The organism is Saccharopolyspora shandongensis (assembly GCF_900106995.1).
Lineage (GTDB): Bacteria > Actinomycetota > Actinomycetes > Mycobacteriales > Pseudonocardiaceae > Saccharopolyspora > Saccharopolyspora shandongensis.
In genome coordinates, this window is record NZ_FNOK01000002.1 from 284,831 (window position 1) to 300,054 (window position 15,224).

The 15,224-nt window shown below is 71.2% G+C and carries 12 protein-coding genes; 10 read left to right on the plus strand and 2 right to left on the minus strand.

Annotated elements, in window-relative coordinates; all coding sequences use genetic code 11:
* Positions 1 to 66 precede the first annotated feature (66 nt).
* A complete protein-coding gene (locus tag BLW84_RS03055) occupies positions 67 to 2,139 on the plus strand; it encodes a VanW family protein (protein ID WP_093260970.1) in 2,073 nt (690 codons plus the stop codon).
* 55 nt (positions 2,140 to 2,194) lie between these two features.
* On the opposite strand, the gene BLW84_RS03060 is transcribed toward BLW84_RS03055, so the two are convergent.
* Complete coding sequence (locus tag BLW84_RS03060; RefSeq protein WP_093260972.1) at positions 2,195 to 2,974, minus strand: endonuclease/exonuclease/phosphatase family protein; 780 nt, start codon at positions 2,972 to 2,974, stop codon at positions 2,195 to 2,197.
* Positions 2,975 to 3,455: 481 nt separating this feature from the next.
* Between BLW84_RS03060 and BLW84_RS03065 the strand changes: the two genes are divergently transcribed.
* From BLW84_RS03065 to BLW84_RS03085, 5 genes are all read left to right on the plus strand, one after another.
* Positions 3,456 to 4,244: an ABC transporter substrate-binding protein gene (locus BLW84_RS03065; protein WP_177226243.1), complete on the plus strand. Its 789-nt coding sequence runs from the start codon at positions 3,456 to 3,458 to the stop codon at positions 4,242 to 4,244.
* Between the two features lie 86 nt (positions 4,245 to 4,330).
* Entirely contained in the window at positions 4,331 to 5,164 is an 834-nt protein-coding gene (locus BLW84_RS03070; protein ID WP_093260974.1) for an amino acid ABC transporter permease, read from the plus strand.
* Entirely contained in the window at positions 5,161 to 5,931 is a 771-nt protein-coding gene (locus BLW84_RS03075) for an amino acid ABC transporter ATP-binding protein (protein ID WP_093260975.1), read from the plus strand. The genes BLW84_RS03070 and BLW84_RS03075 overlap by 4 nt, the downstream gene beginning before the upstream one ends.
* 235 nt (positions 5,932 to 6,166) lie before the next feature.
* Positions 6,167 to 8,446 carry a translocation/assembly module TamB domain-containing protein gene (locus BLW84_RS03080; RefSeq protein WP_093260978.1) on the plus strand — a complete coding sequence of 760 codons (2,280 nt, stop codon included), beginning with the start codon at positions 6,167 to 6,169 and terminating at the stop codon, positions 8,444 to 8,446.
* 269 nt (positions 8,447 to 8,715) lie between these two features.
* Positions 8,716 to 9,573, plus strand: a complete 858-nt coding sequence (locus BLW84_RS03085; protein ID WP_245760892.1) for an SGNH/GDSL hydrolase family protein — start codon at positions 8,716 to 8,718, stop codon at positions 9,571 to 9,573.
* A gap of 49 nt (positions 9,574 to 9,622) precedes the next feature.
* On the opposite strand, the gene BLW84_RS03090 is transcribed toward BLW84_RS03085, so the two are convergent.
* On the minus strand, positions 9,623 to 11,698 hold the full coding sequence (locus BLW84_RS03090; RefSeq protein WP_245760893.1) for an AfsR/SARP family transcriptional regulator: 2,076 nt from the start codon (positions 11,696 to 11,698) through the stop codon (positions 9,623 to 9,625).
* 173 nt (positions 11,699 to 11,871) lie between these two features.
* Between BLW84_RS03090 and BLW84_RS03095 the strand changes: the two genes are divergently transcribed.
* The 4 genes from BLW84_RS03095 to BLW84_RS50110 form a co-directional block, all read left to right on the plus strand.
* A complete protein-coding gene (locus tag BLW84_RS03095) occupies positions 11,872 to 12,273 on the plus strand; it encodes a hypothetical protein (RefSeq protein ID WP_093260980.1) in 402 nt (133 codons plus the stop codon).
* 55 nt (positions 12,274 to 12,328) lie between these two features.
* Positions 12,329 to 13,930, plus strand: coding sequence for a PPE domain-containing protein (locus BLW84_RS03100; protein WP_093260982.1), 1,602 nt, complete (start codon positions 12,329 to 12,331; stop codon positions 13,928 to 13,930).
* Positions 13,930 to 14,691, plus strand: coding sequence for an ESX secretion-associated protein EspG (locus tag BLW84_RS03105; RefSeq protein ID WP_093260984.1), 762 nt, complete (start codon positions 13,930 to 13,932; stop codon positions 14,689 to 14,691). Before BLW84_RS03100 ends, BLW84_RS03105 begins: the two co-directional genes overlap by 1 nt.
* Before the next feature lie 19 nt (positions 14,692 to 14,710).
* Positions 14,711 to 15,224: type VII secretion target (locus BLW84_RS50110; RefSeq protein ID WP_342743087.1), on the plus strand; the 514-nt coding region annotated here is incomplete at its 3' end.

Consider the following 15,224-nt stretch of genomic DNA (forward strand, 5'->3'; position numbering starts at 1 on the left):
CTCGCGGAGCCGGCCGCCGATATCGTCACGCGCCCCACCGCACGACCGACACGAGAAGGGGAAGCGGTGCCGGAAAACCACGATCATCGAAGCGGTGCCGAGCCGTCGACCGAACGGATGCGCACCGACCCGGAACGTTCCGGCGCTGCCCAGCCGGAGACCAGCGTCGAGCAGACCACCCGGATCCCACCGGTGCGGGCCGACTTCGACGAACGCACCCGCCCCAACCTGTCGGGCGCCGCGAAGCCGGAGGCCCAGCAGCCGGCACCGGAGTCCGACGCCGAGCGGACCGCTCAGATCGCCGCGGTGCCCGGCGACTTCTCCACGTTCCGCATCGGCGAGACCCAGGCGATCCCGCAGGTCGGCGCCCAGCCCGGCGGCTGGACCGCCGCGACCCCGCCGCCGTCCGACGCCGACAAGAAGCGCCGCAGCCTGATCCGCGCCGGCATCGTCGCCGGCGCCGTGGTCGGCGCGCTGGCGCTGCTCTACATCGGTGACCTGGTCTTCACCAGCGGCCAGGTGCCGCGCGGCACGGTGGTGGCCGGCGTCGACATCGGCGGCCTGGACGAGACCGCCGCCGAGACGGAGCTCCGCGAGAAGCTCGGCCCGGGCCTCAACCAGCCCGTCGAGCTGCGGGTCGGCGACCGCACCGCCACGATCAACCCGGAGCAGGCCGGGCTGCAGATGGACTGGACGGCCACCGTCCAGCAGGCGGGCAGCCAGCCGCTGAACCCGTTCACCCGGATCGGCTCGCTGTTCTCGACGCACGAGGTCGCCCCGGTCAGCCACGGCGACCGCGAGCAGCTGGTCCAGGCGCTGGAGCAGGTCCGGCCGCAGCTGGACCGGACCGCGGCCGAAGGCACCATCCGGTTCGAGGGCGCCAAGCCGGTCGCCGTCGACCCGGTCACCGGGCAGTCCATCGACGCGCAGCGGGCCACCGACGAGGTGCTCACCCACTGGGCGGACGACGTCGCCGTTCAGGTGCCCTTCACCGAGCAGCCGGTCAGCACGACCAGCGAGGGCGTTCAGCGGGCGCTGCGCGAGGTGGCGCAGCCCGCGGTGTCCGCGCCGGTGACGGTGCGCGGCCAGGGCAAGGACGCGACGCTGGCGCCCGCGGCGATCGCCGCTGCGCTGCGGTTCGAGCCGGACGGCGCCGGCGGGCTGAAGTCCCACGTGGACCTGCCGGCCGCGATCGGCAGCGTCGAACCGCAGCTGGCCGACACGATCAAGCCCGGCAAGGACGCCGAGATCGTCCTGGAAGGCGGCGCGCCGGTGGTCCGGCCGTCCACCGACGGCATCGGCGTCGACTGGAACAAGAGCTTCGAGCGGCTCGACGAGGTGCTCCGCAGGCCGCAGGACCGCGCGGTGCAGGCCATCTACGTGCACCAGCCCGCCAAGTTCACCACCGACCAGGCCAACCAGATGGGCATCCGCGAGGTGGTCGGCGAGTTCAGCACCGGCGGGTTCGAGGCCGCGTCCGGGGTGAACATCCGGCGCACCGCCGAGCAGGTCAACGGCGCGATCATTAAGCCGGGCGAGGTCTTCAGCCTCAACGGGCACACCGGGCCGCGCGGGATCCCGCAGGGCTACGTCGAGTCCGGGATCATCGAGAACGGCCGCCCGGGCCGGGCCGTCGGCGGCGGCATCTCGCAGTTCGCCACGACGCTGTACAACGCCTCGTACTTCGCGGGCATGCAGAACGTCGAGCACAAGGCGCACAGCTACTACATCAGCCGCTACCCGGCGGGCCGCGAGGCCACCGTGTTCCAGAGCCCCAACGGCGCGAGCATCATCGACGTCAAGTTCAAGAACGTCGCCAAGAGCGGGATCATGATCACCACCCGCTGGACGCCGTCGTCGATCACGGTGCAGCTCTGGGGCACCAAGCAGTTCGACGTGTCCTCGCAGACCGGCGAGCGGACCAATCCCACGCAGCCGCAGGAGAAGGTCGTGCCGCCGGGCGAGCCGTGCAGCCCGAGCAAGGGCTCGCCGGGCTTCTCGGTGAACGACACCCGGACCATCAAGGACGTGACCACCGGCCAGGTGCGTACCGAGACCCAGCACACCGTCTACAACCCGCAGCCGATCATCCACTGCGGCGCGCCGCCCGCCGCCCCACCCGCCGCCCCGCCGGGCTGACGGCAGGTCACCGACGAGCGGTCGTCCCGGTCCCCGGGGCGACCGCTCTCGCGTTTCAGCGGGTGGTCGCGACGAGCAGGCCGGGGTGGTCGGTGCCGTCGATCGGGATCGTTTCGGCGTGCTCGAACCTGAACACGTCCATCGCCAGCACGTGCTGCACGCTGCCGTCGTCCGTGCGGTACCAGCCGTCGGGCACGCAGCCCTGCACGTCGGGGTTGCCACCGGCCACCAGGTTCAGGTCTCCGCCGATCACCGACTCGGCGCCGAGCGCGGTCGCGACGCCGGAGAGCTCCCGGCACTGCTCGGCCGCGACCTGGCCGTCGCTCGCGGACAGGTGCGTGGTGCACGCGGCGACCTTGGAGTACGGCACGCACAGCAGCACCCGCTGCTCGTTGCCGCCGTCCTGCGCGGCGTACTGCCGCGCGACCGCCTCGCCCGCGGCCCCGAGATCGGGGTTGGTCAGGATGGCGACGCCGTAGTCGCCGCGCCCGTCCTTGCAGGCGTACGGGCTGCCGGTCGCCTTGTCACCGACCGGGGTGAACGCCCACCGGTAGCCCGTTTCGTGCGTCATGCGGGTGATGTCCGGGGCGCAGACCTCGTTGAGCGTCACCACGTCCGGCCGGCGCTGCTGGATCGCGGCGATCGCCGAGTCGACCGACTTGCCGTCCGAGTAGCAGTCGGCGAAGCCGCTGTTGCAGAGGTTGAGCTGGAGCACGGCGAAGGGCTGGGCCGCCGCGGTCTGCGCCTGGGCGACCGGGACGGCGACGGCGGCGAGCGCGGCCAGTGCCGCTGCGATCCACAGCGCGGCCGATCGGCGCAGGCCGGCACGCTTCATCGGGACCTCCTCGGGCTCTCGGCGCCGCGAGCTCGGCACCCGTCGAAAGTCTGCTCACCAGCGAATATCCGCTCGACCGCCGGATGGGGTAGTGGCGACTTCTCGTCAAGTGCACCCATCCGGACACGTTGCGTGTACGAGCAGTGATCGTCCGCAGGGACCTCGCAGGCATGTTCCGGAGCCCGTCGAGCACTCCCTGTTGACCAGTGGCACACACCACATGAGACTGAGTGCCATTCGGCAGTAGCGGGCAACAACCCGCACGAACAGGGGAGGTTCGGCGGAATTTCTTTCGTCTTCGCCCCGGTCGGCTGGCAGGTTTCCGATCGGCGACCGGCGCGCGACCGGGCGCGGACCGAAAACTTGATGGCTTCGCAACACTCAGCATTGGGATTACGCCCGAACGAGTGGCACCATTCGAACACTCGCGTTCTCACCTACTAGGAGTGACATCGTGGCGCGTCGCAGAACACTACGAGCGATGGCTCTGCTGCCCGCTCTGGCCCTGGCCACCGCTGTCGCGGCGGGCTGTGCGGAGTCCACCACCGGCGGTGGTGGCACGGCGGACGGCGGCGTGGAGGTGATCAAGCCGGGCATCCTCACGACCTGCACGCACATGGACTACAAGCCCTTCCAGTTCCACGACCAGGGCAAGATCGTCGGCTTCGACGTCGACCTGGTCGACGCGATCGCCAAGGACATGGGCCTGAAGCAGGAAATCCTGGACACCCCGTTCGAGGGCATCCAGTCCGGTGAGGACCTCAACACCCGGCGCTGCGACGTGGCCGCCGCGGCCATGAGCATCACGCCGGCCCGCGAGGAGAACTTCGACTTCTCCGACCCGTACTTCGACTCCACCCAGGCGCTGATGACGAAGAAGGGCTCGGGCATCCGCAGCCTGTCGGACCTGCGCGGCAAGAAGCTGGGCGTCCAGCTGGCCACCACCGGTGAGAAGTACGCGAACGAGAACAAGGACGCCAACGGCTACGAGGTCGTCCAGTTCGAGGACCTCCCGCTGTCGGTGACCGCGGTGGAGACCGGCCAGGTCGACGCGGCGATCAACGACAACAGCGTCTTCGGCGACTTCGTCAAGAGCAACCCGAACGTCGAGATCACCAACGAGTTCAGCACCGGCGACCAGTACGGCATCGGCATGGCGACCGGCAACACGGCGCTGAAGGACCGGGTCAACGCCGCGCTGAAGAAGCTCAAGGAAAACGGCGAGTACGACAAGATCTACGAGAAGTGGTTCGGCAAGAAGCCGCAGTGATCGCCTGCGGGGCGTAGCGCTCCAATGCCAACGGACGGGGTCGGCGGGTGCTCCACCGCCGGCCCCGACACTGATCAGGAGACTTCATGACAACCGACACCGAGCGGCCCAAGTCGGGGCTGGGCCGGCGGCAGAAGGCCCGGCTCAACCGCGGCATCCAGTACGCCGTGCTGATCGTGGTCATCATCGTGGTGGCCGTGGTCGCGGACTGGAGCTCCATCGCGCGGGCGTTCTTCAACGTCGACGTGGCGATGGCGCAGTTCCCCGCCGTGATCACCACGGCGCTGGTCAACACCATCATCTACACCGCGCTCGGCTTCGGGTTCGGCCTCGGGCTGGGCATCGTGCTGGCGTTGATGAAGATGTCGCCGGTCGGCCCGTACCGGTGGATCGCCACCGGCTACATCGAGCTGTTCCGCGGCCTGCCCGCGCTGCTGGTGTTCATCGCGCTGGGCTTCGGCGTGCCGATCGCCTTCCAGCTGCGGTTCGACATCTACTCCACCGTGATGCTGGCGCTCGGCTTGGTCGGCGCGGCCTACATGGCCGAGACCATCCGCGCCGGCGTCCAGGCGGTGCCGAAGGGGCAGATCGAGGCGGCTCGTTCGCTGGGCATGTCGCCGACCCGGACCATGATCACCGTGGTGATGCCGCAGGCGCTCCGGATCATCCTGCCGCCACTGACCAACGAGTTGATCCTGCTGACCAAGGACTCGTCGCTGGTCTACCTGCTCGGCCTGGCCGCCAACGAGTACGAGCTGGCGAAGTTCGGCCGTGCCGCGCTGAACGAGTACGCATCGCTCACGCCGCTGCTGGTGGCCGGGCTGTGCTACCTGATCATCACCATTCCGCTGTCCCGGGTTTCGGACCTGCTGGAGCGCAAGTACGGCGGCGGGGCGCGGACCAAGGGGGCCAAGGCATGAGCGACGTGATGATCGAGATCAACGGGCTGAGCAAGTCGTTCGGCTCCCTGGAGGTGCTGCGCGGCATCGACCTGGAGGTGGAGCGCGGCGAGGTCGTCTGCGTCATCGGCCCGTCCGGTTCCGGCAAGTCGACCCTGCTGCGCTGCGTGAACCTGCTGGAGGAGCCGACCGCGGGCAAGGTCGTGGTGGACGGCACCGACCTCACCGACCCGGACACCGACCTGGACGGCGCCCGCCGGCACATCGGCATGGTGTTCCAGCAGTTCAACCTGTTCGCGCACCTGCCCGTGCTGGACAACCTGACCGTGGCGCAGCGCAAGGTGCTGGGCCGGGACAAGGCGACGGCGGAGAAGGTCGCGCGGGAGAACCTGGAGCGGGTCGGGCTGTCGGACAAGGCCGACGCCATGCCCGCGCAGCTCTCCGGCGGCCAGCAGCAGCGGGTCGCGATCGCGCGGGCGCTGTCGATGAACCCGCAGGTCATGCTGTTCGACGAGCCGACATCGGCGCTGGACCCGGAGCTGGTCGGCGACGTGCTCGGCGTGATGCGGCAGCTCGCCGACGAGGGCATGACGATGCTCGTGGTCACCCACGAGATGCAGTTCGCCCGCGAGGTGGCCGACCGGGTGCTGTTCATGGACGGCGGCGGGATCGTCGAGCAGGGGCCGCCGGCCGACGTGATCGGCGCGCCGAAGGAGGAGCGCACCCGCACCTTCCTCGCCCGCGTCCTCGACCCGACCCACACCCACCCCCACCCCGTCCCGGAGTGACCGAAGGTAGGACCGCGGCGAACGGCCCGTTCACCTCGTACCGCGAGGAGAACGGGCCGTTCGCTCGTTCCGGGCCGAGGTTTCACGTGGAACCGAATAGGCCATCCGGCTGCACTCCAGCGCGCATCGCAACCAAGGGTTGTGATCACACGTCGGAGTTCTATAGGCAGTTGATCGACTACCTTTTCGGGTGATCAAGTTGATCAGCTGGTCGGGGACTAGGTCGGGGGCGAGGGTGCCGGTCGTCAAGCCGTGGGACAGCAACGGTCCGCTCACCGCTGCGGAGCAGCGGTTCGAGGAACTGCTCCGGCAGGGCAGAGCCGACCGCGTGACCCAGGGCGCCGTCCCGCCGCTGGACGTGCACGCCGTGCGGCACTCCCAGGACCGCGAGATCCGCGGCGAGTACCTCGCCCGCCGCCTGGTCGAGTCGCTGGAGGAGCCCGGCTGGCGGCCGTTCTCCCGGCGCAGCGGCGGCCAGCAGCAGGTCATCGCCGTCGAGGACGCGGTGATCACCGGGCACCTGGACTTGCGCGCCACCGACCTGCCTTACCTGCTGGAATTCGTCCGCTGCCGGTTCGAGCACGCGCCCGACCTGCGGCAGGCCAACATCGCCGGACTGGTGCTCTGGCACTGCCGGTTCCCCGGCATCGCCGCCCGCAACCTCAACACCAGCAACGACACCGTGCTCCGCAACTGCACGAGCATCGGCGGCATCGTCGACCTCGCCGATGCCCAGCTGGGCGGTTCCCTGCTGCTCAACGACAGCGAGCTGCGCAATCCCGGCGGCCGCGCCATCTACGGCGACCGGCTGTCCGTCTCCGGCGCGCTGCTCGGGTTGCGGCTGCAGGTAACGGGCGAGATCCGCATCCCCGGCGCGAAGGTCGGCGGCAACCTCACGCTCTCCGGCGGGGCGCTGCGCAACCGGGGCCGGTACGCGTTGAACGCCAACGGGATCCAGATCGGCGGCAGCCTGCGCTGCGACGTCGACCCGCTCACCCGCCGGCCGTTCACCGTCGCCGGCCTGATGTTCCTGCCCAGCGCGCACATCTTCGGCGACCTGCGGCTGCGCGACGCGGTGCTGGAACCGGGCGTCAAGCCCGCGCAGCGCGGCGAATCCCAGTACGACGACCCGACCAGCACGCTGGTCATCGACCGCGGCGACATCCGCGGCGACGTGCAGATCGACCAGGGCTTCCGCAGCGGCGGCACCATCCGGATGGTGAGCGCGAAGGTCGGCGGCGACCTGCGGATGTCCGGCGCGCACGTCGACCTGAGCTGGTCGCGCTCCGCGAAGGCGTCGGTCGAGCAGCCGCTGCGCTCGGTACACCTCGACGGCACCGAGATCCTCGGCAACCTGGAGGCGTCGCGGGTCGAACTGCACGGCCAGGTGCGGATGGTCGACGTCCGGGTGCACGGCAGCTTCCAGCTGAACAATGCCTGCCTGCACGGCCCGCGCACCGACGTGCTGCAGGCCAGCCGGATCGTGGTCGGCAGCAACCTGGACTGCCGGGAGACCGACGTCGTCGGCTCGATCCAGCTGCAGGGCGCCCAGATCGGCGCCAACCTCGACCTGCGCTCGGCGCACCTGACCAAGCCCGCGTGGCACCGCCACCGGATGTCCTACAAGTCCTCACTGGACCTGCGCGCGGCCCGCATCGCGCGCGACCTGGTGTGCGCGGCGGGCAGCCGGCCGTTCCTCGCCGAGGGCGAGGTGCAGCTGCGGCGCGCCGAGATCGGGCGGCAGGCGAACTTCTGGGGCTGCCGGCTCGGCGACGGAACGAGCCGCAACGCGATCAACGCCTTCGGCCTGGTGGTGCAGGAACTCACGCTGGTCCCGGAGACCGCGCCGCAGGGCCGGATCATGCTGCGGCAGGCGCAGTGCGAGCTGCTCGCGGACAGCGCGTCGCTGTGGGCGGCGTCCGGCGGCGTCGACGTCGAGGACTTCGGGTACGACAACTTCACCACCACCATCGAGCCGACGGATCAGGCCGCGGTGCGAGAGCGCCTCGGCTGGCTGCGCGCCAACTCGGGCGGCCGCTACCAGCCCGGGCCGTACGACCAGCTGGCGCGGGTGTTCCGCGGCAACGGCAACGAGGAACACGCGGTGCTGGTGCTGATCGAGAAGCAGCGGCGCCGCTACCAGGCGATCGCGGCCGCGACCCGGCCCGCGTTCCGGTGGCCGGTGCGGCTGTGGAGCATGCTGCAGCTGATCACGGTCAGCTACGGCTACCGCCCGCTGCGCGCCCTGATCTGGCTGGTGCTGCTGACCGCGGCGGGCACCACCTGGTTCGACCACCACCCGCTGGTCCCGATCAACGAGGAAGACCACCCGGTGTGGAACCCGTTCCTGTACACGGTGGACCAACTGGTGCCGATCATCAACCTGGGCCACGACGTGATGTGGCAGGCGCACGGCAATTCGCAGTGGATCACGGTGGTGCTGATCGCCTCGGGCTGGATCCTGGCGACGACGGTCGCGGCGGGCATCACCAGAGCCCTTCACCGAGAGCTCTAGGGGCCGTTCCGGAAAGGCTCGGCCGAAGGCCTGAGGGAGCGGCGGTTTCGCGCGAAACCGGCACCGGGCCTCACGCGGATTGGCGGTTTCGCGCGAAACCGGCATCCGGAGATCCGGGCGTCCACGTCGCGCGCGTTTCCGCACTCCGTCCTGAAACGCCCTGGCCGGGACGCGTTGGGTCGCTCGATGATCGGGTGAATTCTCGCGCCGTGGGGATCTTGCCGTGCTAGATCAAGCTGGCCAGTGCCCAGCTCTCGCAGGAGGCCCGCGTGGGATCCCAGCTCGGTCGTCTCGCCCAACTAGGTTCTGCCCTCGCCGTGGCGGGGGCGCTGCTCGCGCCCACCGCGCACGCGGCCGACGAGTTCGAATACGTGGCGATGGGTGATTCGGCGGCCGCCGGGCCGCTCACGCCGAACCCCGATCCGAACCTGCTCTGCTTCCGCTCGCGGGAGAACTACCCGCGGGTGGCCGCCCGGCTGATCGGCGCGAAGCTGACCGACGTCTCCTGCTCGGGCGCGAAGATCAAGGACTTCTCCGGCAGGCAGCACGGCATCATGGCCCCGCAGTACGACGCGCTCAGCGACCGGACCGACCTGGTGTCGGTCACCATCGGCGGCAACGACGTTTCGCTGGTGCGGTCCGCGGTTTCGTGCGTGAACCTGCTTCCGGATCCGCTCGGATCGTCCTGCGCGGACGAGTTCACCGCGGGCGGCAAGGACGAGCTCGCGGAGCGGATCGATGCGCTCGTGCCGCGCTTCGACGAAGCGCTCGCGCAGATCAGGCACCGGGCGCCGAACGCCGAGATCGTGGTGGTCGGCTACGGCACCTACCTCCGGCCGGGCGGCTGCTACCCGAAGGAGCCGATCTGGGCGCGCGACGCGGACTACATCCAGTCCAGTGTGGACAAGCTGAGCGCGATGCTCGGCGAGCGCGCGGCGGCGCACGGCGCGCGGTTCGTCGACCTCGGCCCGGTCAGCGTGGGCCACGACGCCTGCGCGGCCCCGGCGGAGAAGTACTTCGAGGGCGTGGTCCCGACCTCGGTCGCGGCGCCGCTGCACCCGAACGCCAAGGGCATGCAGGTCTTCGGCCGCACCGTCGCGGAAGCCGTGCAGCGCACCCGGTCCTGACAGACCCCGAAGGCCCCCGCACCCGAGCCGTTGCGGGGGCTTTCTGCTGCTACGAGACCGAGTTCCCGAGGATGTGCCCGGGGAAGAAGGCCTGCGCCTTCGCTTCGCCCAGCTCGCGGGGGTCGGGCCCGCTGAGGTGGCGCCGGAAGCGGTCCAGGTACAGCCCGAGCTGGCACGCCCGGTCGTGCTGGCCGCGCGCGGTCGCCAGCGCGAGCGCGTGCTGGATGTTGGCTTCTTCGGTCCGGAACCAGTTCAGCGCCGCCTGCGCCGTCGGCAGGTCGGGCAGCTCGGCGAGCGGGTGCGCGGCCTGCTGCCCGGGCCGCCGCGCCGGACCTTCGACCGCGCGCAGGCCGCTTTCGGCGGCGTGCAGGTAGTAGTCGAGCAGCCGGGTGATCGCGGCGTCCCGGTCGGCCGTGGGCTCCCCAGCGGCGAGGGTCGCGGAGTGGAGCCGGATCAGGTCGTGCCGCCCGTACCGGCCGGGCCCGGTCACCTGCAGCAGGTTGACCGCCACCAGGTTTTCCAGCCGGGCCTGGTTGTCCCGGAGCGTGCTGCCCGCGAGCGCGGCGGCCGCGAAGTAGTCGACCTCGGCGCCGGGGTGCTCGCCCAGCAGCCGGAACAGCCGCGCCGACGCGGCGTCGAGCCGCCGGTAGCTGGTGGTCAGGGCTGCGTGGATGCTCCCGCCGGAATCCGGCAGCGACAGCCTGGCCAGCCGGTGGCGCTCGTCGGAGTAGATGTCGGCCAGCGAGCGGATCGTGAAGTGCGGATGGCTGGAGCCGCGGGCGGCGGCGATCCGCAGCGCCAGCGGGAGCCGGTCGCACAGCTCCGCCAGCTCGGCAGCGGCGGCGGGCTCGGCGGCGACCCGCTCGGAGCCGAGCAGCAGCCGCAGAACGGCGACCGCCGCCTCCCGGTCCAGGACCGGCAGCGACAGCCGGACCGCGCCTTCGGTGGCTGCCAGGTCGTCCAGGCGGCTCCGGCTGGCCACCAGCACCGCGCAACCCGAGTTGCCGGGGAGCAGCGGGCGGACCTGCGCGGCCGAACGCGCGTTGTCGAGCACCACCAGCAGCCGCCGGTCCGCCAGCACCGAGCGGTACAGCGCGGCGCGCTCGTCGAGGTCGTCGGGGATCCGCGCGGCAGGCACCCCGAGCGCGCGGAGGAAACCGCTGAGCGCCTGCTCCGGCGCCACCGGATCCGCGTCGTCGAACCCGCGGAGGTCGACGAACAGGCAGCCGTCCTCGAAGTCCGCGGCCACCTGGTGCGCCCAGCGCAGCGCGAGCGCGGTCTTGCCGACGCCCGCGGGGCCGGTGAGGATCCGGATCGGGCCGTCGTCGTCCAGCGCCGCGTCCAGCTGCGCGAGTTCGGCGCCGCGGCCCACGAAACCCCGGTTCTCCCTGGGCAATTGCGAGGGAACGCGAGCCGGCGGCCGCTCGTCGTCGGCGCTGAGCACGGCGTGGAAGGCCTCCCGCAGGCCGACTCCGGGGGCGACGCCGAGCTCGTCGGCGAGGCGGAGCCGCGTGTCGTGGAAGACGTCGAGCGCCTCGGCCTGCCGGCCGGCCCGGTGCAGGCTCAGCACCAGCAGTTCCACCAGGGGCTCGCGCAGCGGCCGCATCGCGACGGCCTCCCGGAGCTGGTCGATCGCCTCGGCGGCGCGACCGAGCCGGTTCAGCCGCCGGGCCAGCTCGTGCACGGCGGTGACCACCGACTCGTCCAGCCGGTCCGAGACGTCGCGGCGCAGGCCTTCCGCCTCGACGTCGGCCAGGGCCGGGCCGCGGCGCAGGGCCAGCGCGGCGCGCAGCAGGTCGACGGCCTCGTCGTCGGACGCGTACCTGGCGTCCGCGATCAGGTCCTCGAACCGCGTCACGTCGAGCATCGAGCGCGGCGCGACCAGCACGTAGCCGGGGGAACGGGTGACGAGTTCCACGCCGTCGCCGAGGTCCTTGCGCAGCTGGGCGATGTGGCCCTGCAGCGAGGCCCTGGCAGTCGGGGGCGGACCGCCGTTCCAGGCGATGTCCATCAACCGGTCGGCGGAGACGACGTGGTTGAGGTCGATCGCCAGTGCGGCGAGGACATTACGCCGTTTGGCGGCACCGATGGTCGCCGCGCTGCCGTCCGGACGCAGCAATTCCACTGGTCCCAGCAAGCGAATCCGCGGTTGTGGTCGGGTTCTCGGAGAAGACATCCGCTCCCGATCGAGTCGTTCGTCGGCGAGTGCATCCACCAACGCTCGCATTGGGCCGGCGTTGGTCCGGCGTTGGCGGCGAGTGCGATCATAAACCAGGTGATGTTCTGTCTGGGGGATTCATGAGCGAAGACGTGGAAGAACGGGCACAGCTCGCGCTCGTTCGGTCCGTGTCCGGCGTCAGGCAATTGCGCAAGGCGGTGGAATCGGGAGGCTTGCGCCTGGACCCGGCGGCCGGTGCGGAGATCCGCTCCGCGCTGGAAGACCAGTTGTCCACAGTGGATGAATGGTTGACCAGGTCCGCTTCGCTCAACCAGCACGCGCCGTTGGGGCAGAACCCGGTCGGCGAGGCCATGGCGGCGAAGTTCGCAACCCGCGCCGAAGGCGACGAGAACTCCTTCACGGCAGTGCTCAAGAGCTACCGCGAGGTCCTGGAGGAAGCCCGCGACGCCATCGTCGCCGCGATGCGCGAGTACCGGGACATCGAAGAGCGCGTGTCGGACTCGTTCCGGAAGCTCGTTTGATGGGACCGGTTTCGGCCGGGTGCAACGATCCGCAGTCGAGGGGAAAAGACCGGATATGACCCAGGAGACCACTGGGCCGGACGCCGACTTCGCGTTGACCGAGACGCAGAACTGGGCCTCGCGCAGCCACCGCGAGCTCTACGAGGCGGTGCACGCCGGCAACGATCCCGGTCGCGTCGGCCAGCTGGCCGACGAGTGGAACCGGCTGAGCAGCGAGCTGGCCGAATCCGCGACGCGCATGGGCGAGCGGCTACGGGCCACCGAATCGGGCTGGCAGGGCGAGGCCGCCGACGCGGCGCGGTCGGCGATCCAGCAGCTGGCCGACTGGAACCACGAGGCGGGCACGACCGCGGGCGCTCTGGGGGAGCGGATCGCGGTGCAGGGGCAGATCATGGAAACCGCCAGGGCCGAGATGCCCGAGCCGGTCGGGGGCGGCGAGATGCTCAACGCGGTGGCGGCCGTGACCTTCAGCACCGGCGACATGCGGGCCTTCCAGCAGGCCTACGTCGACCTGAAGGCCCACCAGGACCGGTCCGCCTCCGCCCACGAGCAGGCCGTCCAGGTGATGACCTGGATGGAAGACCAGTCCCGCAACATCGACGGCGACACCCCGAAGTTCACTCCCCCGCCGAACCCGGTCACGAACGACGAGCCGGTGCAACTGCAGAAGCAGCACGTGGCCGAGGAGCCCGCCGAGCTCAAGCCCCAGAACGTGGGCACGGATCCGGAAGCGCCGCCGAGCTCGACGCCGGGCGAGGTCCTGGAGACCCAGCGCCTGTCCGCGAAGGTGCCGTTCGAGCCGCCGCAGGGCGGCCAGCCGGGTGGCGCCCCGCCGCCGCTGGGCAGCACCCCGTCGATGGATCCGCCGACGCAGTCGTTCTCGGCCCCGCCGCTGGGCAACACCCCGCCGCCGCTGGGCACCACCCCGTCGATGGATCCGCCGACGCAGTCGTTCCGGCCACCGGAGCTGCCGCCCCTCGGGGACTACCAGCCCAAGAGCACGACTTCCCAGGGCATTGGCGGTGTCCACCCGCCTGGCAACCTGCCGCCGCTCGGCGAGGACCGGCAGCACCAGCCGCGGCCGTTCCAGGGGCCGGACGGTGGCCCCTACATGACCGGGCCGCGCGTGAACCGGCCCGGCAGCGGGCCCAACCAGCCCGGGAACCAGCAAGGACCAGGCGGGTGGCGCGGGTCGCCCCCGCCGATCCCCGGCACCGGCGGCCCTCGGGGTGGGCCCGTCCTGCCCAACATCGGCCCCGGTGGCGGTCCGGGCCCTGGTGGTCCGGGCTCCGGCGGTCCCGGCTCCGGTGGTTCGGGCTTCCGCGGCGGGCCGGTCGGCCTGTCGGGTGCGGGCGGCGGTTCCGGGGTGGGCCCGGGCGGGACGTCGGGCGTGGGCCCCGGTGGCGTGTCGGGCACCGGCCGCGGACCCGACGGTGGGTTCGCCGGTCGCGGAGGCTCCGGCATGCCCGGTCAGTCCGGCGCGGCGGGTGCCCCCGGGATGGGGCCGATGGGCGCCCAGCGCGGCCAGGGCGATAACCAGGAGAAGGAACGCACCAGCAAGTACGTCGAAGGGGGCCCGGTGGTCGAGGTGCCTGGCGCCGACCTGCCGCCGCCGGTGATCGGCGAGGGCAAGCGGAAGAAGCAGCAGGGCCAGTGATGACCACGACAACAGCGCCGGACTTCGTGCTGTCCGCCGCCGAATTCGACCTCGTCCACGGCGCGCTCGGGCTGGGCCGCGTCCCGTTCCCGCTGGAGGTGCCGAGCCTCGGCGCGACGATGGAGGAGCGCGCCGAGCTCGCCGCCGATGCGTTCCGGTCGCTGTCCGGCCGCGGGTACGCGACGGGCGACCAGCTCGACCCGCGGCTGGTGGACCTGCTGCGGTTGCTCCACGAGCACGACGTCTCGGTCGACGTGGTGGGCCACATCGGGGGCTCGCTGCAGGCCTTGGCCGCCGTCGCCGGGCGCACCGGCGTGCTCGCGCAGCTGGCGGCCGGCGAGTTGTACCTGACGGAGATCCGCCCGACCGCGCTGGCGGTCGCGGCCGTCGGCGTGCTGCCGCCCAACGAACCCGGGCCGCTGCGGTCGATCTCGGTTCGCCAGGACCAGCTGGCCAGCGCGCTCGACGAGGACGACGACGATCCCTTCGGCGGCGACCTCGACGACGAGGTGGCGCTGGCCAGGGCGGGGGTGCCCGCCCAGGACGCCACGGCGCTGGCCGAGCTGGCGAACACCCGCCGCGCGGGCGGGCAGTTCGGCGTCTCCCGCGGCTCCGAACGGGCGTCGACGCTGGTCACCTGGTTCGACACGCACCAGGGCCGGTACCTGATGGTCAGCCAGGGCGCCTGGCTCAGCATCTCCCCGGCCGACAACCGGCGCATCGAGCACCGCCTGGCCGAAGTTCTGTCCAAACTGGACTGAATAACTGAGGGGAAGCGCCATGACCTTCGAAGTCGTCGCCGAGGAGCTGACCGCGCACGCCAGCCACCTGGACGGACTGACCGACCGGCTGGACACCGCGATCTCGGCTGCCGAGACCGTGAGCATGTCCGACGAGGCGTACGGAATCCTGTGCTCCTTCCTGCCGCCGATCGTGAACCCGATGGAGAAGGAGGGGCTCGACGCCCTGAACGCCGCGAAGGAGGGCGTCAGCACCACCGCCGACAACGTGCGCGCGACGGCCAAGCAGTACGAGGAAACCGACCAGGCGAGCGCGGATTCCTTCTCCCCGCTGGAAGAAGACGTCGAGGTGCGCGAGTCGGCAGTCGCGTTGCGCGGCACGGAAGCGCCGAGCAGGAGCATGGCCGGGCGCGGGACGGACGATGCCGTCACGGCTGCTCAGCAGGCGCCGGAGCGTTTCAGCATGGCTGGGGATGAGCCGGTGGCTCAGCGGCCGACGCACTTCAGCATGGCCGAGGGTGAGACGGTGGCTCGGCAGGCGCCGGCGCCTTTCA